This window comes from Bacillus sp. FJAT-27225 (assembly GCF_001685025.1).
Lineage (GTDB): Bacteria > Bacillota > Bacilli > Bacillales > Cytobacillaceae > Bacillus_D.
On record NZ_MAYU01000012.1, the window covers coordinates 69,148 to 93,020 of the forward strand.

The following is a 23,873-nucleotide window of genomic DNA, read 5'->3' on the forward strand; positions in this document are numbered from 1 at the left end:
GGGGGTCTGACCCTTACCCCCGGGAGGTAAGGGTCAGACCCCTTCAGTTGGTTTTTTCACCATGATAGAACTGCCTTAATGCCCTGCCAGCCGAAATACACTCCAAATCCAATTAATGACAACCCGGAAAGGATGGATATACCGGTAAGAAGTGCCGAGGTTAAAAACCGTTTGGCTCCACTTGCAAGGGCTGCCATGGAAATGTCCCAGATTAGCAGGCCTGTGAAAATCGCCAAACTATAGAGAACAAGCTGGCCATGTCCGTAGCTTGAAGCTGTCTTGGCAAGGACTGAGCCGTAAATGCCGAGCCAGAATAGAATTGTAAGCGGGTTGGATAGGCTCATGAAAAAACCGGACATAAACGACCGGATGAGCGGTTCCTTCTGCTGGTTCCGGTCTATAGTGAGTCCTTTTACTCCGATAAGACTTTCAACACCACTATAAATGAGGACGAATGCGCCGAATAGCCACAGGAAGGTTTGGACAATCGGGGCATCAATAAATTTGACAACGCCTATATACACAATCAGCATATACACCCCATCGGCCACGGCGGCACCAATACCAGTAAACCAGGAGTGCCAAAAACCGTAGCGAATTCCGCGGTCAAGCTGGGCTGCATTGATTGGCCCGATTGGCGCCGCAAGCGATAGTCCGAGCAGTATGTAACTTAAATAGACACTCATTTCATTTAGTCCCCCCTGAAAAAGCCTGTCTACAAATTGTATTCAAGGGGGTGGGCCTGTACGACAATAAAATGAAACTTCAAACAGCAGGGGTTACAGTAGCAATCCAGACTATTTAAAGACGAACTTCTTTTGCCCTAAGTAGTTGCTGATTGTGTAGATGCCGCTGCCAATCAAAACGGCAGCATCGTTATGGAGCCTTGCTGGCAGGAAGTTTGCAAATTCAAGGGCGACAAGCTTGCTGCTTGCCCAATAGGAAAAAACATAACAAGTCAAAATGACGGCTATAAATCGCGGGGCCGCTTTTGTTAAACCTACCGAGCTGCGGAATGTGAAGCTGCGGTTAAGAAAGTAGCTGAGTATAGCTCCTGCTGAGTTACCAATGAAAGTAGACAGCCAGTAAGAAACTCCAATTAGATTCAGCAAAGTAAGCATAATAAAAAGGCCGGCCGCCGTATTGACTGCACCGACCATCACAAAGCGGACAAAAGTGTTAGTTGCTTTCAGATATTTTACTTCGATCAAGCAGAATCCGCTCCATTTCAGGTTCAAGCTGGCTATCGTCCAGGAACGGAAGATTGTACATATCCAGGTCAATTATATACTTTGGCCTTTGCTTGGACTCTTTATAAATTTTACCAATGTACTCCCCAACCAAGCCGATTGCAACAAGCTGAAGCCCTCCGATCAGCCAGATGGAAATAATCAGCGAGGTCCAGCCAGTCTCGGTTTTATCAAAAAACTTCAAATACAAAAAGTAACATCCGACTAGCAGGCTAATGAACGAAGACGTAAGGCCTATTGTAAGGACGAAACGAATTGGCGTAACCGAGAACGATGTGACACCATCGAAGGCAAAACTGAGCATTTTCCGAAGCGGATATTTGGACTCGCCGGCTTCCCGCTCCTGTCTGTCATAGAAAACTTCAGCCGATCTGAAGCCAAGTAAAGGGACGATTCCTCTTAAAAACATATTGACTTCCTTGAATTTTTCCAGTTCGGCAACTGCCCTTCGGCCGAGCAGCCGGAAGTCTGCATGGTTGTGAACGAGGTTAACTCCGAGCTTGCCCATAATGGAATAAAAGCTCAGCGCGGTAAATCGCTTGAACCACGTATCGGTATCACGTTTCCTTCTGACCCCGTACACCACTTCATTACCTTCAAGAAATTTTTCAACAAACTGGGGAATGACCTGGATGTCATCCTGCAGATCGGCATCAATCGATAAAATGCAATCGGAAGCTTTCTTGGCCGCAAAGATACCGGCGAGAAGCGCATTTTGGTGTCCTGCATTCCGGGCGAGTTTGACACCTTTGACAAGGTGATGATCCAGCCCTGCCTTATAGATAATGTCCCATGTGCGGTCACGGCTCCCGTCATCGACAAACAATAGCCGGCTCCTTGCTGATACAAGCTTGTCCTTTATCATTCCTTCCAGCAGCCCGGTCAGGCGAGGCATAGTTAGGGGCAGCACTTCTTCCTCGTTATAGCAAGGAACCACAATCGTTAAAACTGGTTCATTCATAAGGTACCTCCAAGCGTAAGACGTTCATTTTATAGTCGGTTGATTCATTCGGTTCTGCTAGACATAATCTGCTTCGTCCAGATTTTTCATGCATTAAAACAAATTCCTGCAAGATCTTTTTACGTTAAATTGCCTTATATAAATAAATCCGCCAGGCAGACTCATCTGAATCGAAAACCTTTTCTAACTTCAGGCCAGTTGAATTGGCGTTCAGGATGGGCACCGCAGAAAAAATATACGTGCCGCCCATTTTCTTAAATTGATCCGTATTGAGTTCCAAATTTCTCAAAGCTGCCTTGGAAGATTTTTTGAACATATAGCTTTTGCCCAGCTCGGCAGTGAACAAATAACAGCGGCCACCCCATTCATCGAAGTAGGTCCGAATCGTTCCGTTCTTGTCCAATTCCTTTTCAATGATTTTACGAAATTCATGTTTGTAGGTAAGCGGGTAGAAATTATTGTATGTATCCAGCGTGTAAAAACCATTGTATTGGGCGATTGCCGGATGCAGGCCGATACTGGCGACCCCGTACCCTTCCTTCGGCTCGCCGATATGCCTAGCGATATCCGCAAACTGTTCTTTTGCATAAAATTCCCCTACCGATGGCTTGTTGCGGTACACAATTTCATCATTAAAGCTTAGCAAAAGAAGAAGCTGGCAAACTGAAAGAAATATCCCCGTCTTTTTCCACGCAATTCCGGCGTCCGCCAAAATTTTAAGGGCCAGCGCAAAGCCGATATAAATAATCATCGGCCTTAAAAAATGAAAACGGGCAAAATTAAACGTATCAAGAAAGTGGAATTTTTCAGTCAGCGGCAGCCACCCCTTGTAAAACCAGAACGCATACCAAATCGACAATAAAGTGTTTATCCCAAGCAACAGCAGGAACGGCCATTCCTTGCGCCAAACTTTTTTTGACAAAACAAACCAAAGCGCAATCAACGTCGCAGCCATAATAAACAGGCCATGAACGGTCATGACATGTGTGTGCCCAAGGAAAAAATTTTTCACCGATAGCCTGGCTGCCTGCAAAAAGGAGAGTCTGGCATGAAAGTATTCATCCCGGCTGTTTGGTTCATCATCGAATAGGAAGGAATAGACAAGCCGGTATTCGACGAGCAAGAACATGGCCGTCATAACAGCAATCGCAAAAAACAAGTTCAGATTCAGCGTTTTTCTTTTAAAGGCATCTACCAGCCAAAAGAGTCCCATTGCAGCGAGAAAGAAAAAGAACCCCAGCACAAAGCTTGAATATAGCGGCAAAAGCAAAAGTACCATCCAGTTCGCGAGCCGTTTATCTCCTGTGCGAATATTAAGAAACGCCCATAATGCAAGCGGCATTCCGAGAGTGCTCAGCATCCCGGACGGCCAAAATGGGGTCAGGGCGAAAGCAAGCGCTGTAACAACAATGATCCAATGCCGGCTTGATTCTTTTATAAAATGGTCTTTTAAAAGAAGATACATTCCTATAAAGGCAAGGAATCTAGCAAGTGCCTGGCTGAGTGAATAGGCAGCCATAGTTGGCAGCAGTGCGTGCAGCCAGACAATCCCGCTAAGCTCAGGCCCAAAGGCATTCCGGGATAGTCCGCCATTAACAATCTGCGGAATGATCCCTTCTAGCGGGCCAAAAATTTGTCCGCTTTCAGCCAAGACTTTATACCATGCAAGGTTGGAGTCAAGATTATCGTGGACCCGAATATGGGCTTTTTCACCGAGAATAAAAAGAGGCATTAAATAGATTGCTAATACCGCCATGGCAAACGCAATCTGCCTTCGCTTGGCCGTTTGCAGGATGGTAAGCAATCCTGTTTGCCTCCGTTCACTCGTTTGTGTATCCATGGTGTGCCCTCCTTTTACTTTGCGGATTAAACCCGTCCTAGCATTAACCTAAAATTCGGATTTTATTCCTAGTTGTATAAAGTAGGGCATTGGAATTTTATAAAAATACAATTATTATAGTAAAAACTACAAAAGAAATGGTTATACCCGATTGTCAACAGCTAAAATCAATCCTGCCGTTCGCTATGGCGAAGGATTTATTAAATGAAGCTGGCAGCCTCCGCAATAAAGAACATGGCCTTGCGACAGTGCTGTCCTATCACATCACAAAAACAATCGATGGAACCCCTTTTCTCCTGCCCAGCTCTGTTGTGGAAAGCAATGATCCTGCCATCATTCGGCTAGCCAAAGAAATTAGTGCTCGCAAATTATCCGATAGTGAAAAATCGGAAGCCATCTATGATTGGGTCACTGAAAACCTCGAGTATGATGCAGCAACCTATTTTGCATTCCTAAGGGGTGAGAGTTTCACGTTCAAATCTGCTCTTGAAGCGCTGGAATCGAGAACGGCATTGTGTATGGGATTTTCACACCTTACAGCTGCATTGCACCGGGCAATTGGCATTGAAGCAAAAATTGTTTATGGTGAGGACCATGCATGGAATGAAATTAAACTGAATGGCAGCTGGGTTCCAATGGATACAACACGCGGGGCCGGCTATATTGATGTACAATCCGAAAGCTTTGTTCACATCCCAAATAAGGAATATGTAACAAAATCAGATGTAAAAAAAGAGGGAGAGTATCTCTGGTAGAACAAAAGCGCAAGCGCCTTGATTATCGCCGTACAAACTGGAGGGGCTTCGACTGAGATAAAGGAATCACGAAGAGCGTAAGCGATTCGATGATGACTTATCGTAGGGAGGAGACCTGAAGTTTGCTAGGTGATAGGCGCTGGAGCTAGACGTAGACAATCCCGATAAAAGCTATCCTAGTCGATTTTTTTACTTTCCTATGGCACCTTTCCTTTCGGGAAGGTGTTTTTAGTTTGTTTGGGGGAGTTTTGACATGAGGCTCACTTATGAGTTTCCGCTAATTTGACCATACTGGTAATCGAGAAAATAGCGATGACTAATGCGACTTAGTTTTACAAGGGGGAGCTTATATGCCAAATCGATGGTATTTACATTTTTTGCGCTTGCCGGTTTTGATTCGGATTACAGTCCTGACACTTCTTTGTTTTCTTTCTTTTGGAATACTGATGACTTTCCTGGAGCCGAATACATTTCCGACTGTGTACGACGGGATATGGTGGACAATTATTACGGCAACAACAGTTGGTTATGGGGATTATGTCCCCCAATCCCTTCCTGGCAGAATTGCTGCTGCAGTCCTGATTTTAACGGGTGCAGGACTTGTTTCTTTTTATTTAGTCTCTCTTGCAACGGCCGCCGTAACAAGGCAGAACGCCTTTTCTGAAGGGAAGCTCGCATACAAAGGAATCAACCATGTAGCAATTATCGGCTGGAATGAGCGTTCCCGAGAAGTCATCACCAAGCTAACCGCCTCAGGGAGAGGGCTTGAAATTGTACTAATTGATGAGACACTCCCAGAAAATCCCCTGCCGGGCAAGCTGATTCATTTTATCCAGGGCAAGCCTCATGTCGATCATACAATTTTAAAAGCAAATATTCCGAAGGCAGAAATGGTGCTGATTACAGCTGACCATAGCCCCGAGGAACTCCAGGCAGATATGAATTCCATTTTGACGTTATTGACAATTAAAGGACTTTGCCCTGAAGTGCCATGCATTGTGGAAATATTGACTCCCGAGCAGGTTGTCAATGCAAAGCGTGCAGGCGCCAATCAGGTTCTCCAATCAAACAAGCTTGCAAGCATTTTCATGCTGAGCAGCCTGCACTCCCGAGGTGCAGGCCTGCTTTTAAAAATGATGGGCGAGCTCCAGGAAAACCGGCTTGCTTCAACTGCTGCAGAGACTCAATTAATCGGAAAGAGTTTTGCAGACGCAAAAGAAGCATGGGCAAAAAAGGAATTGCTGCTTTTCGGCATAAAAAAAGGGGAGGACTTGTTTATCAATCCACCCCTCTCTTATCAAATTGAAGACGGCGATGAATTCATCGCCATTAAGTGAAACATCAAAAACCCAGCGAATTTGAGCCCGCAATTCAAGCCGCTTAGGTTTTCCGCATAACTCGTAAGCTTTCAGGCGGGGCCAAACCGTTCCCCGCCTGGAATGGAACTATATAACCTACTGCAAAAGCGCTGCTTCCAGCTTTTGGACAAGGTTGGAAGCAAGATTAACATACTCCAAATCAATAGGTGCATCCTTCACTTCCGGGGATTGAAACTGATTTACAGATCCGGAGAACGTGCCGATATTTCCTTCATCATCGACTCCATCCTCATATTGATGGGCGAGCAGGAACGGAGTCCCAATCCGGACTCTCGGGTTACCTCCATCAAGCTGGCCATCAATGGCCTGGATTGGCACCCTAAAAAAATGATACGTTCCATCGTCGTCAATTTTATAATCGAAGTAGCCATGATCATAATCCCAGTTACCGCCAATGGTGTAGCCAAGTGGTTTCAACGCATCCTCTAATTCTCGCAATGAAAAATCCTTGCCCTCTACATTGCTTTTAATCGGTATCATTGCAGTCCCTCCTAAATAGCATTAAGCAGGAAAAATTGTTGTTTGCAATAGAGCCGCTTCTCTTGATGAAACTGGTCTTCGCCACACGTTCCGGACTCCTCTGAATTCTCCTATTCCAGCATGTCAATCTTGCGCTTGAATTTATTTCAGGCGCTTTTCCAACTCGGCCTTTTTCTCTTCAAAACCTGGCTTGCCAAGGAGGGCGAACATGTTGACCTTGTAGGCCTCCACTCCGGGCTGGTCAAACGGATTGACGCCGAGCAGGTAACCGCTCATCGCACAAGCCTTTTCAAAGAAATAAACCATATATCCAAATGTATACTCATCCATTTCCGGAATCGAAACAATCAGATTCGGTACGCCTCCGTCAGTGTGTGCGAGCATCGTTCCTTCAAATGCCTTGTTGTTGACAAAATCAACTGTTTGGCCAGCCAGGTAGTTCAAGCCATCAAGGTCATTTGCTTCTTCTTCGATCGTAAGCTCATACCGTGGTTTTTCCACTTTGATAATCGTTTCAAACATATCGCGGCGGCCTTCCTGGATATATTGGCCAAGCGAATGAAGGTCTGTTGAGAAGTTAGCCGAAGCTGGGAAGATCCCCTTCTGATCCTTGCCTTCACTTTCGCCAAACAACTGCTTCCACCATTCAGAGAAATACTGAAGCCCTGGCTCATAGTTGACAAGCATTTCAATGGTCTTGCCTTTATTGTAGAGCACGTTTCGGACGGCTGCATATTGATAAGCCGGATTCTCATCAAGCTCTGAACTGCTGTAGTCATTCATCGCCTGGGCGGCACCCTTCATCATCTTTTCGATATCGGCGCCACTTACCGCGATTGGCAGGAGTCCGACAGCTGTTAGCACTGAGTAGCGTCCGCCGACATCATCAGGAATCACAAATGTTTCGTAGCCTACCTCATCTGATAGTGTTTTTAACGCGCCGCGTGCTTTGTCCGTAGTGGCGTAGATGCGCTTCTTCGCCTCTGCTTCTCCGTATTTTTCAATAAGGAGCTTTCGGAACAGCCTGAAAGCAAGCGCAGGTTCTGTTGTTGTGCCGGATTTGGAAATGACATTGATTGAAAAATCTTTGCCTTCCAATAGCTGTGCAACATCATGCATATAAGTGGAAGAAATGTTGTTGCCAACAAACAGGATTTGCGGTGTGCCGCGCTTTTCCGCAGAGAGTGCGTTGTAAAAGCTATGGCCAAGCATTTCAAGTGCTGCACGGGCACCGAGGTAGGAGCCGCCAATGCCAATCACAACAAGTACGTCGGAGTCTGATTTAATCTTTTCGGCTGCTTTTTGGATGCGGGAGAACTCTTCTTTATCATAATTCTCAGGCAAATCAATCCAGCCTAGGTAGTCGCTTCCTGCTCCGGTTTTTTCATGAAGGGAATGGTGGGCAACTTTTACTGCATCGCGTAAATATGTTAATTCATGTTCACCAAAAAAGCTACTTGCCTTTGTGTAATCAAAACGGATATGTGTCATTTTGGAACCTCCGTGTTCTATGGATTATCGGTTGGACTGCCAACAGCGTTTATGAGACTTGCAACTGGGCAATCTCGTGCCGATTGTTCTGGTTTGGCCATATTCAGAGTATGGCTGAATATGGACTCACCTTATCATTACTCACTTTACCCAATGACTTGCGGATAATCAAGGGACAGCCTTTTCTGAAAGCGGCTTCAGTACTGGATTTTTTTCGACCCATTTTGCAGGATGGGAATTTGGTCTCTGAAGTTCGAAAAGATTTCAATCTTTTCATTTTTCGGACGGCTCGAACTCCTAATCCACTAGATTCGTCTCATCAGCTCTTTAAGGGTCCAATCTCACACCTAAGCAACCTGTTCCTGCTCATTATTGCGGGACGGATTGCACACCCAAGCAACCTGTTCCGTCCAATAATCACTTTTTATGAGACAGATCGCATACCCAATCAGCCAAGTCCGTCTCATTAGTTTTTTTATGGGACGGATTGCGCACCCAAGCAACCAATTCCGTCCCATACACTCTTTTTATGAGACGGATCGCATACCAATCAGCCAAGTGCGTCTCATTAGCTTTTTTATGGGGCGGAACGCACACCTAAGCAACCTGTTCCGTCCCATAATCTCTTTTTATGAGACGGATCGCATACCCAATCAGCCAAGTGCGTCTCATTAGCTTTTTTATAGGACGGATTGCACATCGAAGCAGCCTGTTCCGTCCCATAAACTCTTTTTATGAGACAGATCGCACACCCAATCAGCCAAGTCCGTCTCATTAGTTTTTTTATGGGACGGATTGCACATCGAAGCAGCCTGTTCCGTCACATAATCACATTTTATGAGACGGATCGCATACCCAATCAGCCAAGTCCGTCTCATTAATTTTTTTTATGGGACGGATTGCGCACCCAAGCAACCAATTCCGTCCCATAAACTCTTTTTATGAGACGGATTGCATACCCAATCAGGCAAGTCTGTCTCATTAGCTTTTTTTATGGGACGGATCGCACACCAAAGAAGTCAGATCCGTCACATAACCCCTTATTAAGGGAACCATTTTTAAAGACTGTCTTTTTTAAAAAATTTGCATTATTTACCCTTTCCATTTTTCCCAAAAAAAGTGACCGCCCTTATTATAAAAGGGCAGTCATAATACATTATAGAGAAGCTCGCAGTATGGATGTAACGTCGTCGCGATTTAGTTTTACAAAGTTGCCAAACTCACCATTTGCCATGGCTTTGTCGGCCATCAGCTCTACATTGCTATCGTCAATATTGTAATCGGCAAGGCGGGATGGCGCACCAATGCTTGTCCAGAAATCACGGAGCTTTTCAATGCCTTCCAGTCCGACTTCTTCATCCGTTTTGCCGGATGGGTCCACATCAAATACACGGACAGCCATTTTCGCAAAACGGGCAGGGTCATGCTTCAAATTGTGTTTCATCCAATTCGGGAAAAGGATGGCGAGTCCGCCTCCATGCGGAATATCATAAACAGCCGATACGGCATGCTCAATGTTATGTGTAGCCCAATCACCGCGGAATCCCATGTTGATCATCCCGTTTAACCCCATTGTACCGCAGTAGAGAAGGGTCGAACGGTGTTCATAGTTTTCGAGATCCTCAAGAGCCTTTGGAGCCGTTTCAATGACTGTCTTAAGAAGGCCCTCACACATACGATCCTGAAATTCAGTGTTTGGGGCGGTGTGGAAATAATGCTCAAATGTATGTGACATCATATCCACAATCCCGTAGATTGTTTGGTCGCGCGGCACAGTGAATGTATTGACCGGGTCAAGAATGGAGAATTTAGGCATTGTTAATGCACCCGCACCCCAGCCGTATTTTTCGTTTGTCTCCCAATTGGTGATGACCGAACCAGCGTTCATTTCTGAGCCAGTTGCCGCAAGTGTCAGGACAGTCCCAAATGGAAGGGCATCCTGAGGCTGAGCTTTTTTGATTACAAGGTCCCAGGCATCACCGTCATATTTTGCCCCTGCAGCAATCAGCTTCGTACAGTCAATAACACTGCCGCCGCCAACCGCAAGCAACAATTCAATTCCTTCCGTCTTGCAAATGTCTACACCTTTACGGGCAGTAGAAACACGGGGGTTTGGCTCGACCCCGGCAAGTTCAAAAACCTCGGCACCTATTTCATTTAATTGGGATATAACTTGATCGTAAAGGCCGTTCCGCTTAATGCTGCCTCCGCCGTACACAAGCAATACCTTTTTTCCATAGCGGGGTACTTCATTTTTAAGTTGGTCAAGCTGGCCTTTTCCGAAGATTAATTTAACTGGGTTGTAAAATGTAAAATTCTCCATCTAATCTCCTCCTTTTCACATCACTATTATTTATGATTCCAACCATAATTGCAAAAAGAACGAAGCTTTTTTCAAAAAGCGCATCTTTCGGTTTAGCCTGCCCCTGTAAAAATAGTTTCTATATGTATAGTTGGTGATAATTTGGGAACATTACTAACGTTTACATTTTAACTTCAAGGAGGATCATAATGAGCACAATTCAAAGGCTGGCACTGATTCTTACTATCATCGGCGCAATCAACTGGGGCCTGGTGGGCTTTTTCCAATTTGACTTGGTAGCCTCCATCTTTGGCGGCCAGGATTCGGCTGTTTCAAGGATTATCTATGGCTTAGTGGGAATTGCGGGATTAATTAACCTTGGCCTGCTGTTTGCTCCAAGCCACGAACGTGAAGAGGCAACACAAACAAACCCATCAAGATAAATGATTCTTTCCATAATTGGGAAGCTCGTCTCCAAAGGTGATTAGTTAACAAAGCCCAATTGCTCAGTAGCTTATGGGCACATAAGGTTGGATAAAACAGAAAAATCCCCATTCACGGGGATTTTTTCCGTTATAGAAGCCCTCGGTACTGGGCAGCTTCAACCATCCTGCCGATTCCCACCATGTACGCCGCAAGCCGCATATCAACATTACGCTCAATCGCCAAATCATAAATTTTATTGAAAGCATCTGTCATCTTTTTGCGCAGCCGCGCTTCCACTTCTTCTTCATCCCAATAAAGTCCCTGTTTGTTCTGGACCCATTCAAAATACGAAGCTGCAATTGCCCCGGCCCCGGCAAGAACGTCAGGAACCAGGAGGATGCCGTTATTCATTAGAGTGGTTGTAGCTTCTAATGTTGTCGGGCCGTTTGCGGCCTCTACAATAATGGAAGCCTTAATATTGTGCGCATTTTTAAGCGTAATTTGCCTTGAAACTGCTGCAGGAACAAGGATATCACAATCGAGTTCCAGCAGTTCCTCATTGGGAATGGTTCCTTCAAACAAGGAAGTGACTGTTCCGAAACTGTCCCGCCTGCTCAGCAAATAGCCAACATTCAGTCCGTCAGGATCGTATAGTGCGCCGTAGGCATCGGAAATTCCGATGACAATCGCACCTGCGTCTACCATTAGTTTCGCCAGGTGGCTGCCTGCATTTCCAAAGCCCTGGATGATGACTCTTGCTCCCTTAAGGCGGAGACGTCTTTTCCTGGCCGCCTCTTCGATACAAATGGCAATACCGATTGCACCAGCCTGTTCCCGGATATGTGAGCCCCCCAGGACGAGAGGCTTGCCGGAAATAAAGCTTGCAGAGTCGTATTTTTTTAGCTTGTTGTATTCATCCATCATCCAGCCCATTATCTGAGAGTTGGTAAAAAGATCCGGTCCGGGAATATCCTTGGAAGGCCCGACAATCTGGGCAATCGCGCGAACATATCCCCGGCTGAGCCGCTCAAGCTCCCCAAAGCTTAAACGGCGCGGGTCACAGGCAATACCGCCCTTTCCGCCTCCAAAGGGCAGTCCGGCAATTCCGCATTGCAATCCCGCCCAAACCGATAACGCCTTCACGATATCCACAGTCAAATCGGGGTGGTAGCGGATCCCGCCTTTGATCGGGCCGGCCGCATCGTTATGATGGGCTCGGAAACCGGAAAAAACCTTTACGGACCCATCATCCATCCGGACCGGAATACGAACCTCCAGCACTCGTTCAGGCTCCTTCAAAAGCTCGTAAACTCCATCGTCATAGCCAAGCTTTCGGATTGCCTCTTTCATTAGTGTTTGTGTCGATTGAAGCATGTTTGGCTCTCCTTAGCTTTCATTTCGTACTGGCAGATGGCTGGCGCAAACTATCCAGCCTATTGAGCATGGCGTTCCCAACCTTTGCGCGGTCCTATTCCAGTACTTTCTTAATCCGCTCTATTGCCCAATCCAGTTCTTCTTTTGTAATGACAAGCGGAGGCGCAAAGCGGATAACCGTCTCATGGGTTTCCTTGCAAAGCAAGCCCTCTTCCTTCAGCTGCTCACAATAAGAGCGTGCCGGTTCGGTAAGCTCGACACCAATGAACAGTCCTCTACCCCGCACCTCTTTAATCCGCGGATTGTTAATTTCCTTTAATTTGCCCATAAAGTATTCACCAAGTTCAAGCGATTTGTCCGCAAGCTTCTCATCCACAAGCACGTCAAGAGCCGCAATCGAAACCGCACAAGCCATCGGATTTCCACCGAAGGTAGAGCCATGTGAACCTGGATTGAACACCCCAAGTATATCTTTATTCGCCACAACACATGAGATAGGAAACACTCCTCCACCAAGCGCTTTACCAAGGATGTACATATCCGGCTCAAAGCCTTCCCATTCGCAGGCGAACATTTTTCCAGTCCTGGCAAGCCCGGCCTGAATTTCATCCGCGACGAACAGCACATTGTTTTCCTTGCAAAGCTCATACGCTTTCTTTAGGAAGCCTTCCGGCGGAATAATGATGCCTGCTTCCCCCTGGATCGGCTCAATAATGAAAGCTGCAGTATTTGGTGTTATCGCATCCCTCAATGCATCGAGGTTTCCATATGGGATCAGCTTGATGCCAGGAAGCATCGGGCCGAATCCTTTTTTATATTCTTCCTCCGAAGAAAGGGAAACTGCTGTCATCGTTCGGCCGTGGAAGTTGCCTGTGCAGCCGATGATTTCCGCCTTGTTGTCTTCCACTCCTTTGACAAAATAAGCCCAGCGCCTAGCTGCCTTGATGGCAGTCTCGACGGCTTCAGCACCCGTATTCATTGGTAATACCATGTCTTTATTCGCCAGTTTTGAAACCTTTTCGTACCATGGGCCAAGCTGGTCGTTATGGAATGCCCTGGAAGTTAACGTTACACGATCTGCCTGGTCTTTAAGCGCCTGAATGATTTTTGGATGGCGATGGCCCTGGTTGACCGCCGAATATGCACTCAGCATATCCATGTATCTAGTGCCTTCTGGATCCTCAACCCATACTCCTTCCGCTTTCGAAATAACAATCGGCAGCGGATTATAGTTCTTGGCCCCGAACTTTTCTGTTTGTTCAATGATATCGTGGCTATTTGCAGTATGTACCATGTTTATCCCTCCATTTTATGGACATTCTCGGTTTCTATTTAAAAAAATCCATGCACTACTATTGTACATAACAGAACGGGAATTTTGTAGTAATTGTATAATAGAAAAAAGCACAACGAAAAGAAGATGCGGGGCCCGCTATGAAAGGTGGGTGGGATCCGCTAGGATTCAGAAATAGTCCAGTAAAATAAAAAAAGCCCATACCCATTCAGGTACAGACTTTTCACTCTTACTTATTTACTTCTTCCTGCTGGGATTGGTCAATCCATTCCTGCAGTTTTTCTTTCAAGGTGTTAAAACCTTGCTGTTGCTCAGCTTCTGGCATAATAGCCGCAGCCTGGCGCTTGGGGCGCGGCTTTTTAGCACGCTGCTGCGGTGCAGGCGCTTCTTCAGTAGCCCTGATCGATAGGCTTACTTTTCCAGCTTCTTCATCAACAGACAAAACCTTTACATTCACTTCATCTCCGACCTTTAGAAAGTCATTGATATCCTTTACATAGCCATGAGTAATTTCTGAAATATGGACGAGTCCCTGGGTATTTCCATCAAGCGCAACAAACGCTCCGTAAGGCTGAATCCCGGTAACTTTTCCTGTCAGGACACTACCTGTTTCAATTTTTTCCGACATAGTAACACTCCTAGGTTTGAATTAATTTATTCTCATTTATACGCAATATAAAATTATATCACAAATGACTCACTTAATCAAAGCCAGCGAATGATGTCTCCTTACACGTATTCCACTGACCTATCCAGATTAAACGCAACTTATAGGGAAAGACTGGATAATGGTAACAGTTTGTTCAGAATTTCGACTAAAATGCACTTCTTCCAAGTGATACAATAATAGTAGAAAAGTCTCGCAAATTAAATATGCCTACTGCACCTCATCCAGAGTTCTCCGTTCTCGCCATAAGATGTATTTTTACAAGGGAGGTAATAGCAATGAGCATGATAGGGAAAAAGATTCAGGAAATACGCGAAATGCAAAACATGACAAGGCAGGAGCTTGCCAGAAAAGCCCGAATCGGTATACAGACACTTGAAAAGTATGAAACAGGTGCAAAGATTCCGGAAGTCCAAACCGTACTGAAAATTAGTACTGTCCTTGATGTTGCTCCTTCAGACTTATTGGGCACAACCTGCCACGCAAAGCATTCTGTCCTCGATCAGGAGATTGACCTGCTCATCAATGAGCTCGGCAAGGAAAAAGCCCGACTGATCCTTCAGAAGGCAGTTGATGACAAAGCAATTACCTCATGATTTTTCATAAAAAAACGGCAGGCCCACGCGGCTTGCCGTTTTGCTTTAATCCCAGTGGTTAAAGACTGCCTCCCCAACAGTGCCTGGCCTCCAATAGGCAAGTTGCAAAAGGTCCGCTTCATGCAGTGTATTCTCGTTCACCACATATATCTTTTTGCCCTTTTTTCCAAAATGCAATGGTTCGGACAATTGCAATGGACTAAGTACCTGATAATGCTGCTCAAACATACCGGTTAGTCCAGGCTTATCAAGAAATTCGAGTGCTTCCGACTTTGCAAAAGCCAGATACGGATAATGGGCATTCAACAAGATACGAAACCTGCCTTCTTCGGTAAGAGCACTGCACTCATGATAGTTCCGACCTGGGTGGGCAGGCGAAAAATCAACAACTCTAAAACCAGGGACAGACTGGCAGATTTTTTTAAAAAGGACACTGTCTACTGATGGTGCGGGCTCGAAACCGGTGACCCCTGCACATAGGATTGTCAACCTTGTCTCCTCCTCAATGAAAATAGAAAAGCTTAAATGATTTAGGGGCATGCTAAAAAGGTATATACTTTAGTAGAAAATAACAAAGGAGGCCGGGCATGTCTCAAACCGCTGAAGCAAACATAAAAAAGATTAATGGAATTGACCTGTATTACGAATGGCATCCCTGCCGCCCGGAAGCAAAAACAGTCGTCCTTATCCACGGATTTCTCGCATCCACCTTTTGCTTCCGAAAGCTCGTGCCGCTATTGCAAAAGGACTATAATATCCTCTCGGTCGACGTTCCGCCGTTTGGAAAAAGCGGCAAAGCAAAAAGCTTTTTGTATACATACAAAAACATTGCCTCAACCCTTATTACCCTGCTAAAGGATCTGGAAATAAAAAAGCCGATCCTCGCCGGGCATTCAATGGGCGGACAACATTCACTCAACATGATCGCCCTTGAGCCCGATATTGCCGAGAAGGTTGTACTATTATGCAGCTCCGGATACCTCAAGCCGCCGGGCCGCCTTTTATCGATTGGGAGCAGGCTTCCACTCTTCCATCTTGCCGTCAAACGCTGGCTCGTCCGCTCAGGGGGCGTCAAGGACAACCTAAAGCTTGTCGTGCATGACCAGTCACTCATTGACGAAGACATGCTCAGAGGCTATATGCAGCCTTTTTTAAACAAGGAAATGTTCCACGGGCTCGGAAAATTCATTCATGACAGAGAAGGCGACCTGCCTCCGGAAGCACTCAAGCAGCTCGATGTGCCCTCCCTTCTAATCTGGGGAGAACACGACCGCGTCACACCTGTAGCAGTCGGCAAACGGCTCCAGGGCGACCTCAAGAACTCGGAGCTGGTCGTTCTGAAAAACACCGGGCACCTCATCATGGAAGAGGAGCCCGAAAAGGTATATGAACTGATGCGTGACTTTATTGGCTAAGGACTTTTCTTTAAAAAGTGCTTTGCGCCTACGCCCGTTATTGCATGGGCATGGCGGCCGCGAAAAGCCTAGATTTCACACGAACTATCATTTTTCAGCATGAGCATCCTGCTTGCGGCTTTTCGGCATTCATCGAGTGGAAGTTTCTCCTCGAATGAAAAATCAAAAATATCCTGGATACGCCTCGCTAGTTCCGCGACACTGTCAAGCTCATGGACAGCCGCGACGATATCGGCGATTTCTGTATCATAACACCCGCCACCAAGGCGGAATGGATCCCAATCATTCACTTCATCTGCAAGCAGAAAATTCAATGTGGCTGTTTCCATGCTTTCACCTGCATTCTTTTTTATTCCTGACTATCTTACCATAGCGCGGGAGTTGTTGAAATGTATCAAGAAGGGGGAATTTATAATGAACTTTGATGAGAAAATAGACCGTTTACGGACCGCCTCGGTTAAATGGGAAATGACAAAGGAGATTTACGGGACGGCTGACGTTTTGCCGATGTGGGTCGCCGATATGGATTTCCACCCGCCACAGCAGGTACTGGATGCAATTAAAGCCAGGGTTGACCATGGCGTTTTTGGCTACACCTTTGTTCCGCCTGTTGTTTATCGCGCAATCAGCAGCTGGGTTGAACAAAGGCATAGTTGGCAAATCCTCCCTTCATGGATTTTGTTTTCACCAGGTGTTGTCCCATCGATAAGCATCGCAATTCAATCCTTTTCACAGCCAGGGGACCGGATTCTTGTCCAGCCGCCCGTCTATACACCGTTTTTTGACATGGCCGAACTAAACGGGCGAATCGTTGAGCGGTCTCCCCTCGTTTTGAAGGATGGCCGGTATGAAATTGACTTTGACAGCTTTGAAGCCTCTTTGAAAAAAGGCTGCAAGCTGTTCTTGCTTTGCAATCCGCATAACCCTGGCGGGCGCGTCTGGACAAAGGACGAGCTGTTAAGGATGTCGGAACTTTGCATTCAATATGACTGTCTGATTCTATCGGATGAGATTCATTCGGATATTGTTTTTAGCGGCCACCGCCATATTCCGATTGCAAGCCTGGGTGACGAAATCGCTGAGAAGACGATCACCTGTATTGCACCAAGCAAAACCTTTAATCTGGCTGGGCTGCAAACCTCTGCTGTAATCATTTCCAACGAGAGCCTAAAGGAAACATTTCAGGCCAATCAAAAACGGCAGGGCTTTTTCACCCTAAATGCTATCGGGATTGCGGCAATGGAGGCGGCCTATGCACATGGCTCGGACTGGCTTGAAAGACTTATTACGTATCTTGATGAGAATGTCACGGCTGCCCGGGAATTTATTGCCCGTGAGCTCCCTGATGTGAAGCTGGTCGAACCTGACGCTTCTTATTTACTTTGGCTTGATTGCCGTCAGCTTGGCCTGACGGATGACGAACTAATGAAAAGGCTGGTCGAGGTTGGCAAAGTTGGACTCGAACCCGGCCCAAAATACGGCACAGGTGGCGAAGGCTTCCTCCGCATGAACATCGGCTGCCCCCGCGACGTCCTCATCGACGGCTTGCAGAGGATAAAAAAGGCACTCGGCTAGAAGGCAGCCAGCCGAACAACGGGGACGGTTCTCTTGCCGTGTGAGCGGTTCTCGCTTGCGTGTTAAGAGGAACGGTTCACGTTTGCCGTCCTTTTTTTAATCTGGACACATTTTTGTAAATACAGGACAAAAAATCAATGATTCAGGACAGGTTTTCATTTAATCAGGACAAACTGAAATTCGAAACAAAAATGCCGCCCCCGGGAACAGCCCAGGGACGGCATTTTCAATCCTAATAAGGAAGTTATAGATTTCGCGACAGTGTAAAACTTTTTTACTGAGCGTACCTACGTCTAGCTCCAGCACCTATCGCCTAGCAAACTTCAGGCCTCCTCCCTACGATAAGTCATCATCGACTCGCTTCGCTCATCGTGATTCCTTTATCTCAGTGGAAGTCCCTCCAGTTTGTACGGCGATGACCGAGGCGCTTCCGCTTTTGTTTATTGATTGCGCTTTTGGAATGTTTCTGTCAAGACCGGAACGATTTGTTTTTTCCGTGACACGACGCCTTTCAGTACAGCAGTGTTATCTAAGAGTGGGACGTTGTATGCTTCTTCAACTGCAGAAGCTGCGCGGCCAATCGCAAGTCCGACTGAATCGTTTGTTAAAATATCTGTTACAACGAATAGGAACAAGTCTAAACCCTTCGCCTCTACAACTGCGGTAAGCGCATCCTCCAGCTCAGCTTTCCTGCTCATCACATCGTTTGTATCTACAGCATTCACTTGAGCAATTTCGACCTTGCTTGAACCCATTTGGAATTCCTTCGCGTCAAGCGAAATCAGTTGAGCAATAGTCTTGTCGCTCAAATCCGCTCCAGCTTTCAGCATAGCCAGGCCGTACTCATTCGCATCAAAACCAGCGATTTCAGCAAGCTCGGCAGCTGCATCAATATCTTCCTGTGTGCATGTAGGCGATTTGAATAAAAGGGAATCGGAAATGATTGCAGACAGCATTAGGCCTGCAGTCGCCTTTTCAATTTCAACACCCTTTTCCTTGTAGATCTTGTTTAAAATCGTTGCTGTGCAGCCTACAGGCTCTGCGCGGTAATAAAGAGGATCGCTTGTTTCAAAGTTTGCAATCCTGTGGTGGTCAATCACTTCAAGGATGCTGACTTCTGCAATATCGTCCGCACTTTGCTGCCTTTCATTATGGTCAACCAGGATAACACCTGCAGCCTCACCAGAAACTTTTTCAACAAGGCGTGGAGCCTCAGCACCGAATGCAGCAAGTGCATGAGCAGTTTCGCCATTGATTTCACCGAGGCGAACAGCTTCCGCATCAACGCCAAGCTTCCGTTTTAACTCCGCATACGCTATAGCGGAACAAATACTATCCGTATCAGGATTTTTGTGGCCGAATACAAGAACCTTATTCATTCAACAATTCTCTCCTTGAAAAACATAAAATATAGTGTGCGTTTTTTATTTTATCAGTTATTCCTCTTCATTTCTAATCTGCCAGCAAAAAAACCGAAATTGCCTTGAATTGCAAACGCTACATTCGTAAAAGGTAAAGGCGACAGGTCCATTTTTTTAGAAAGGAAGAAGAATATGCCATACAGAAATCTTTCTCAGTACCGCGTCCCAAAAGGCAATAAAGCCAAATATTCCGGTGTCGAAGCATCGTATGAATTTACAACCGGCAATGAAATAGGACGTGAAGAAAAATCAACAAAGAAAGAGCAAAACCCGGATAACCACTAAAGCACGGCCGTGAAGATTCATGGTTTCCGGAAAGAGGTCATTAAAAAAGGAAACAGTTCTCAACTGTTTCCTCCCGATTGTTCTTTTTGAAGCAGCTTTTCCTCGAGCTCCTTCGCTTTTCTTGCTTCCTTTTGCGAGACCCTCAGAATCAGCCGAAAGGTGAGGACACAGGCCACAAAGAAAAAGAAGAACGAAATCGCAGCAGGAATGTATTCAGTTTTGTCTTGCGGAAAATAAAGGAACATCGACAATACCAGGGATTCCATTGCAATTACTTCCTCTCGGACAAAATACACTTGTAGTATAGCATACCGTTATCTGAAAAACCTGAATAAAGATACGGAACCAGGCATACCACAAGTGACCGTTTCTAAATCAAATTATTTCACAATTTTAATATCCTCTATGACGACATCCTTCACAGGCTTGTCCTGGTCGCCGGTTTCCACACTGGCAATCTTGTCGACAACTTCCATTCCTTCAATAACTTGTCCAAACACAGCATGCCTGAAGTCGAGTGTTGGGGTACCACCCTTTTCATAGCCTTTGATCGCTTCATCAGGATAGCCCGCACTTTTCATTTGTCCGGCCAAGCCTTCATCAAGGTTGTCGTTTTGGACAATGAAGAACTGGCTGCCGTTTGTATTTGGACCGGAATTCGCCATTGATAAAGCACCGCGGAAATGCAGCAGGCTTTCGCTGAACTCATCCTCGAATGGGCCGCCAAACGCGCTCTCTCCACCTCTTCCAGTGCCTTCCGGGTCGCCGCCCTGTATCATGAAGTCCTTAATAACTCGGTGAAAGGTAATTCCATCATAATAATTTTTTTCGCTCAGTTTAATGAAGTTATCTACAGTCTTTGGTGCAAGCTCAGGAAAAAGCTTGATTTTGATTGTCCCCATTGAGGTCACCATCTCAACTAGGCGTTCATTCTCAGCGACTTCAGTTGAAAGCTGAGGATAGCCGCCTTCAGGTGCCTTGGCTTGCTCCTGGGGTGTTTCCTCCTTTGGAGCTTCCTGTCCGGCATTGCCGCCAGAACCGTTGTTCGTTTGCTTTTCGGCATTGTCCTCAGAGTTGCCGCAAGCGGATAAAATCAGCATAGCGCCAAATAAAGACGCAAGAATCTTCTTTTTCATAAAAGCATCCCTCCATTGTTTTAATTTACATGAAACACAGTTGTTTTGCACTTTGTTTTTATATAATCTTCCCTCATAATAAGAACAAAGGCAATTTTTAAAGAAAAGGAGCTGGTCCTGCTTGTCCGAATTTAAGAAGGGCGACATTGTAACGGCAATTTACAAAACCGGAAAGTACATAGGAGAATTCGTCGAGGAAAGGCCAGCAGGCTTTTTGGTTCGGGTATTGGCTGTTACCAAACACCCAATGCAAGGTGATCTCCATCACCCGAAGGATGCAGAAGTTGGCTTTTTCCATGAACGCCGTGCATTATCGTTTCGCGAAGGCGCAGTGATCCCAAAGCAAATGGTCAAAAAGCATGAGGGTGATGTTCCGGAATACAAGGAGTCATTAAAGCTTGCCCTTGAAAAGTTGAAGGATGAACTTGAAGGTGAGGAAAGTGCTTTCGCGCAAATGAGCCTGCGTAACATCGAATCCCTTGAGAAGGACTATTTCAAGTAAAACAACGACAAAGGCCAAACCACATGATAGTGATTTGGCCTTTTATGCGAATTCGTTTAACAGCTTTGAAAAATCAACCCTGTCACCAATCGTTGTTGGCTTTGGTTTTCCCAGATACCGCTTATCCTTTTCTACAAGCTTGAAAATATTATAGGTCGTTAGCGCGTCATCAAGTGCACGATGGTGCTTTCCGGTGCCTTCCTTTCCATACTCCTGTACAGCCTTCCAAAGCCCTGTTTGATTCTGGTCGCCAAAAAACCGTTTGTACTCCATCGATAGATCGACTTCAAGCCCCGAAAGCGGGAATGCCAGCCCCGATGCGGCACAATTTTGCCGAAGCACCTTCATATCCATGTTTCCCCATGTAACAATGATGTTTTCGTACCCGCGCCCCAATTCCTCAAAATGCTTGACCAATTCGGAAAATGGAATCCCTGTATCAATTTGCTGCTGGGTAATATGTAGGAATGATTTGCAACGTTCAGATAGTATTGGGAACCGTGCCGGCACTACATAAGCTGAAAACTGGGATTGAATCTTGTTATCAACAACTGATACAATGCCAGCCTCAATGATTTCAGGATAGAATTCCCTGGATCTTACATTCTTCTGAGGCATGGTAAATTCAAAATCAATAAACAAATACTGTTTTTTCAGTGTCACTTCATCCACTCCTTTCCCCTGCACGCCTTGTACTACAGTATATAAAGGAACATGTACAAATACTTGTGCGCGTGCTCTATATTTTAAATTTTTCTTATATTATAGCATGGAAAAAGTGAATTTTTTTAATTTTTTTACAATAAAACAAAAGTGAATATGCCCTAGTCAAAAAAAAACAAGACAGCGCCATGGCTGCCTTGCGATTGATTATTTTTTCAGCTTGAGAACTGCCATCGTACATCTTGAAACACAAATCAGCTTGTCTTGTTCATCAGTGATTTTTATATCCCACACCTGTGTTGTCCTACCCTGGTGGAGGACGGTAGCAACGGCTTTGACGGTTCCCTCTGCTTTTGCACGAATATGGTTGGAGTTTATCTCGAGCCCTGCAACGCCTTCAGTTTCTTTATCCACTAATTCATACGCGCCAATACTGGCCACTGTTTCCGCAAGTGCCACAGAAGCCCCCCCATGCAAAATGCCAAACGGCTGGTGCGTCCGGCTATCCACAGGCATCGTTGCCTCGACCCTTCCTCTTTCAAGCAGCGTAATCTCCATGCCCAGCGTTTCAATCATCGTGTTCTTTAATTCCATCCTAACCCCTTCTTTCCATAAAGTGAAACTTCAATCAGTGGTGATTTTCCACTGATTGTTAGTCCCCTTCTACTGCCGCTAACTCGCCAAATTACGGCGACCAATCGGCACTACGAACCCGATTAGTTCAACTATGCCGCTGAAGTTCACAGCGGCAAGTTTCACTGTATCTCACCAATCGGGCATTTAGGGACAGTTGCCCTTGAAAGAGGCTTACTGACCCTTAATGCGGGATAAAAAAAGTTCTATAGTAATTAAATAAGGACTGCTCATACTATGTATGTCCACAAGCGTGGACTGGCGGAAAACAAAACACAACCCTACGATTCAAAAGAGGTGAGCCGTTTGGAAATGAACAGAGAAGGGCTTGTCCCGACAATTCTCGGAACGGCTGTCACTGCAGCCGGCTACGCGATGTCCCGAAACAGTGGATTCAATAAGACGGTATCCAATACTGTGATGGGGTTCGGCCTTGCTCATGTTGTGCTTGGGGCAATTGACCTATTCGAACACAGAAATGAGTTGTAAAAGGAGTTTCCGCGAATGAGAGGCAGCCCGGTTCAGTCGGGCTGTCTTTTTTGTAAACATATTCCTGATTAATCCGAACTTCCTTTTTGAAGGGCCGGGACAGCTGCTTGAACAAGATGATCATCACCAGGAAGCCGCTTTTTACGGTGGCGCTTAATGGCACCAAAGATAATAATCCCGAAGACAAATACAATCAGCCCTATTTCACCCGCATATGCTGCCGCTACATCAATATTATCCCCGAATATGTAGCCTGTTGTGAACATAATAAGCAGCCAGAGAGTCGCGCCAGTATAGGCGTACAAAGCAAATTTTTGAAAAGATAGCTTGCTGAATCCATAAAGGAACGGGATGATGCTGCGTGCTCCCGGCAAAAAATAGCTGAAAGAGAGTGAGTATGCGTGGTACTTATCCATGAGCCTTTGTGATTTTGCAAGCTTCTTCGCAAACCGTTTCTTTTTACTAATAAACTGAAGGAGCGGGCGGCCAATGATACGGCCAAGCAGATAGCTTGCACTAACTGCTGCCAGGACTCCAGCGTTAGTTGTCAGGAAAATAGGGATGGCATTGGATGGAGTCTGTGAAGCAGCCAGACCAATCGTCATCATAATCAATTCATTTGGGACAGGCAGCGTGGAAGCACCAAGCAAAATCCACAAAAACAAACCGCTGTAGCCGCTTTTCTCCAGTATATCAACCAAAAATTCAAAATCCATACATAAATCCCTCCTCGCCTGCCAAATTTCGAATGATGCTTTTGGTGAACCCTTCTTTCACCTTCGCCTAACGTCTGTTCATATACAGTATGGCGGGTACTGCCGGAAAAGACTTACATTTATATGATGGAATATTGGAATCTACTCTGCGGAAACCATTCATTTTTAATAAAGCTGTTGTCCTATGATAAAGCAGTCTGTTATAAGGCATGAAGCTATTCAG

Annotated in this window: 27 protein-coding genes; 9 read left to right on the top strand and 18 right to left on the bottom strand. The window is 45.7% G+C overall.

The window, feature by feature from the left end:
* Positions 1-56: 56 nt before the first annotated feature.
* The 4 genes from A8F94_RS07990 to A8F94_RS08005 form a co-directional block, all read right to left on the bottom strand.
* Positions 57-686, bottom strand: coding sequence for a LysE family translocator (locus A8F94_RS07990; RefSeq protein ID WP_066198090.1), 630 nt, complete (start codon positions 684-686; stop codon positions 57-59).
* Positions 687-797: 111 nt separating this feature from the next.
* Complete coding sequence (locus A8F94_RS07995) at positions 798-1,211, bottom strand: GtrA family protein (RefSeq protein ID WP_066198093.1); 414 nt, start codon at positions 1,209-1,211, stop codon at positions 798-800.
* Positions 1,180-2,211 (bottom strand): glycosyltransferase family 2 protein, encoded by a 1,032-nt coding sequence (locus A8F94_RS08000; protein ID WP_066198095.1) that lies wholly within the window; start codon positions 2,209-2,211, stop codon positions 1,180-1,182. The genes A8F94_RS07995 and A8F94_RS08000 overlap by 32 nt, the downstream gene beginning before the upstream one ends.
* Before the next feature lie 124 nt (positions 2,212-2,335).
* Positions 2,336-4,051 (bottom strand): DUF6044 family protein, encoded by a 1,716-nt coding sequence (locus tag A8F94_RS08005; protein ID WP_066198097.1) that lies wholly within the window; start codon positions 4,049-4,051, stop codon positions 2,336-2,338.
* Positions 4,052-4,140: 89 nt separating this feature from the next.
* Here A8F94_RS08005 and A8F94_RS08010 point away from each other — a divergent pair, with 89 nt between their 5' ends.
* Both A8F94_RS08010 and A8F94_RS08015 read left to right on the top strand, forming a co-directional pair.
* Complete coding sequence (locus A8F94_RS08010; RefSeq protein WP_066198099.1) at positions 4,141-4,806, top strand: transglutaminase domain-containing protein; 666 nt, start codon at positions 4,141-4,143, stop codon at positions 4,804-4,806.
* A 350-nt stretch (positions 4,807-5,156) separates the two neighbouring features.
* Positions 5,157-6,143: a potassium channel family protein gene (locus A8F94_RS08015; protein WP_066198104.1), complete on the top strand. Its 987-nt coding sequence runs from the start codon at positions 5,157-5,159 to the stop codon at positions 6,141-6,143.
* 117 nt (positions 6,144-6,260) lie between these two features.
* Here A8F94_RS08015 and A8F94_RS08020 read toward each other — a convergent pair whose 3' ends face one another.
* From A8F94_RS08020 to A8F94_RS08030, 3 genes are all read right to left on the bottom strand, one after another.
* Positions 6,261-6,665 (bottom strand): YugN-like family protein, encoded by a 405-nt coding sequence (locus A8F94_RS08020; protein ID WP_066198107.1) that lies wholly within the window; start codon positions 6,663-6,665, stop codon positions 6,261-6,263.
* Between the two features lie 141 nt (positions 6,666-6,806).
* Entirely contained in the window at positions 6,807-8,156 is a 1,350-nt protein-coding gene (locus A8F94_RS08025) for a glucose-6-phosphate isomerase (RefSeq protein ID WP_066198109.1), read from the bottom strand.
* A 1,156-nt stretch (positions 8,157-9,312) separates the two neighbouring features.
* Positions 9,313-10,479: an iron-containing alcohol dehydrogenase gene (locus tag A8F94_RS08030; RefSeq protein WP_066198113.1), complete on the bottom strand. Its 1,167-nt coding sequence runs from the start codon at positions 10,477-10,479 to the stop codon at positions 9,313-9,315.
* Positions 10,480-10,667: 188 nt separating this feature from the next.
* Between A8F94_RS08030 and A8F94_RS08035 the strand changes: the two genes are divergently transcribed.
* A complete protein-coding gene (locus A8F94_RS08035; RefSeq protein WP_066198116.1) occupies positions 10,668-10,901 on the top strand; it encodes a DUF378 domain-containing protein in 234 nt (77 codons plus the stop codon).
* A gap of 130 nt (positions 10,902-11,031) precedes the next feature.
* Here A8F94_RS08035 and A8F94_RS08040 read toward each other — a convergent pair whose 3' ends face one another.
* The 3 genes from A8F94_RS08040 to yugI all read right to left on the bottom strand — a co-directional run bounded on the left by A8F94_RS08040 (position 11,032) and on the right by yugI (position 14,180).
* The gene (locus A8F94_RS08040) at positions 11,032-12,258 is read right to left on the bottom strand and encodes a Glu/Leu/Phe/Val family dehydrogenase (protein ID WP_066198119.1); all 1,227 of its coding nucleotides are present in this window, start codon (positions 12,256-12,258) and stop codon (positions 11,032-11,034) included.
* A 94-nt stretch (positions 12,259-12,352) separates the two neighbouring features.
* Positions 12,353-13,552: an ornithine--oxo-acid transaminase gene (locus A8F94_RS08045; RefSeq protein ID WP_066198122.1), complete on the bottom strand. Its 1,200-nt coding sequence runs from the start codon at positions 13,550-13,552 to the stop codon at positions 12,353-12,355.
* 229 nt (positions 13,553-13,781) lie between these two features.
* Complete coding sequence (yugI, locus tag A8F94_RS08050; RefSeq protein WP_066198125.1) at positions 13,782-14,180, bottom strand: S1 domain-containing post-transcriptional regulator GSP13; 399 nt, start codon at positions 14,178-14,180, stop codon at positions 13,782-13,784.
* Positions 14,181-14,497: 317 nt separating this feature from the next.
* On the opposite strand from yugI, the gene A8F94_RS08055 reads away from it, so the two are divergent.
* A complete protein-coding gene (locus A8F94_RS08055; protein WP_066198127.1) occupies positions 14,498-14,815 on the top strand; it encodes a helix-turn-helix domain-containing protein in 318 nt (105 codons plus the stop codon).
* A gap of 45 nt (positions 14,816-14,860) precedes the next feature.
* Here the strand turns inward: A8F94_RS08055 and A8F94_RS08060 are convergent, their stop codons facing one another.
* Positions 14,861-15,304, bottom strand: coding sequence for a hypothetical protein (locus tag A8F94_RS08060; RefSeq protein WP_066198132.1), 444 nt, complete (start codon positions 15,302-15,304; stop codon positions 14,861-14,863).
* 98 nt (positions 15,305-15,402) lie between these two features.
* Here A8F94_RS08060 and A8F94_RS08065 point away from each other — a divergent pair, with 98 nt between their 5' ends.
* Entirely contained in the window at positions 15,403-16,230 is an 828-nt protein-coding gene (locus A8F94_RS08065) for an alpha/beta fold hydrolase (RefSeq protein WP_066198134.1), read from the top strand.
* 68 nt (positions 16,231-16,298) lie between these two features.
* Here the strand turns inward: A8F94_RS08065 and A8F94_RS08070 are convergent, their stop codons facing one another.
* Positions 16,299-16,559 (bottom strand): DUF1871 family protein, encoded by a 261-nt coding sequence (locus A8F94_RS08070; RefSeq protein WP_066198137.1) that lies wholly within the window; start codon positions 16,557-16,559, stop codon positions 16,299-16,301.
* 85 nt (positions 16,560-16,644) lie between these two features.
* Between A8F94_RS08070 and A8F94_RS08075 the strand changes: the two genes are divergently transcribed.
* On the top strand, positions 16,645-17,805 hold the full coding sequence (locus A8F94_RS08075) for a MalY/PatB family protein (protein WP_066198140.1): 1,161 nt from the start codon (positions 16,645-16,647) through the stop codon (positions 17,803-17,805).
* Positions 17,806-18,245: 440 nt separating this feature from the next.
* Here the strand turns inward: A8F94_RS08075 and A8F94_RS08080 are convergent, their stop codons facing one another.
* A complete protein-coding gene (locus A8F94_RS08080) occupies positions 18,246-19,184 on the bottom strand; it encodes a manganese-dependent inorganic pyrophosphatase (protein WP_066198143.1) in 939 nt (312 codons plus the stop codon).
* Between the two features lie 174 nt (positions 19,185-19,358).
* Between A8F94_RS08080 and A8F94_RS25685 the strand changes: the two genes are divergently transcribed.
* Entirely contained in the window at positions 19,359-19,511 is a 153-nt protein-coding gene (locus A8F94_RS25685) for a hypothetical protein (RefSeq protein WP_175384376.1), read from the top strand.
* Positions 19,512-19,570: 59 nt separating this feature from the next.
* Here A8F94_RS25685 and A8F94_RS08085 read toward each other — a convergent pair whose 3' ends face one another.
* Positions 19,571-19,777 (bottom strand): hypothetical protein, encoded by a 207-nt coding sequence (locus A8F94_RS08085; protein ID WP_066198146.1) that lies wholly within the window; start codon positions 19,775-19,777, stop codon positions 19,571-19,573.
* A gap of 114 nt (positions 19,778-19,891) precedes the next feature.
* Entirely contained in the window at positions 19,892-20,647 is a 756-nt protein-coding gene (locus tag A8F94_RS08090; RefSeq protein WP_066198149.1) for a peptidylprolyl isomerase, read from the bottom strand.
* A 121-nt stretch (positions 20,648-20,768) separates the two neighbouring features.
* On the opposite strand from A8F94_RS08090, the gene A8F94_RS08095 reads away from it, so the two are divergent.
* Entirely contained in the window at positions 20,769-21,149 is a 381-nt protein-coding gene (locus A8F94_RS08095; RefSeq protein WP_066198152.1) for a kinase-associated lipoprotein B, read from the top strand.
* A gap of 42 nt (positions 21,150-21,191) precedes the next feature.
* Here the strand turns inward: A8F94_RS08095 and kapD are convergent, their stop codons facing one another.
* A complete protein-coding gene (kapD, locus tag A8F94_RS08100) occupies positions 21,192-21,812 on the bottom strand; it encodes a 3'-5' exonuclease KapD (RefSeq protein WP_139070081.1) in 621 nt (206 codons plus the stop codon).
* Between the two features lie 207 nt (positions 21,813-22,019).
* Entirely contained in the window at positions 22,020-22,406 is a 387-nt protein-coding gene (locus tag A8F94_RS08105; protein WP_066198155.1) for a hotdog fold thioesterase, read from the bottom strand.
* Between the two features lie 351 nt (positions 22,407-22,757).
* Between A8F94_RS08105 and A8F94_RS08110 the strand changes: the two genes are divergently transcribed.
* A complete protein-coding gene (locus tag A8F94_RS08110; protein ID WP_066200329.1) occupies positions 22,758-22,934 on the top strand; it encodes an asparagine synthase in 177 nt (58 codons plus the stop codon).
* A 68-nt stretch (positions 22,935-23,002) separates the two neighbouring features.
* Here A8F94_RS08110 and A8F94_RS08115 read toward each other — a convergent pair whose 3' ends face one another.
* Positions 23,003-23,650 (bottom strand): DedA family protein, encoded by a 648-nt coding sequence (locus tag A8F94_RS08115; RefSeq protein ID WP_066198160.1) that lies wholly within the window; start codon positions 23,648-23,650, stop codon positions 23,003-23,005.
* Between the last annotated feature and the right edge of the window lie 223 nt (positions 23,651-23,873).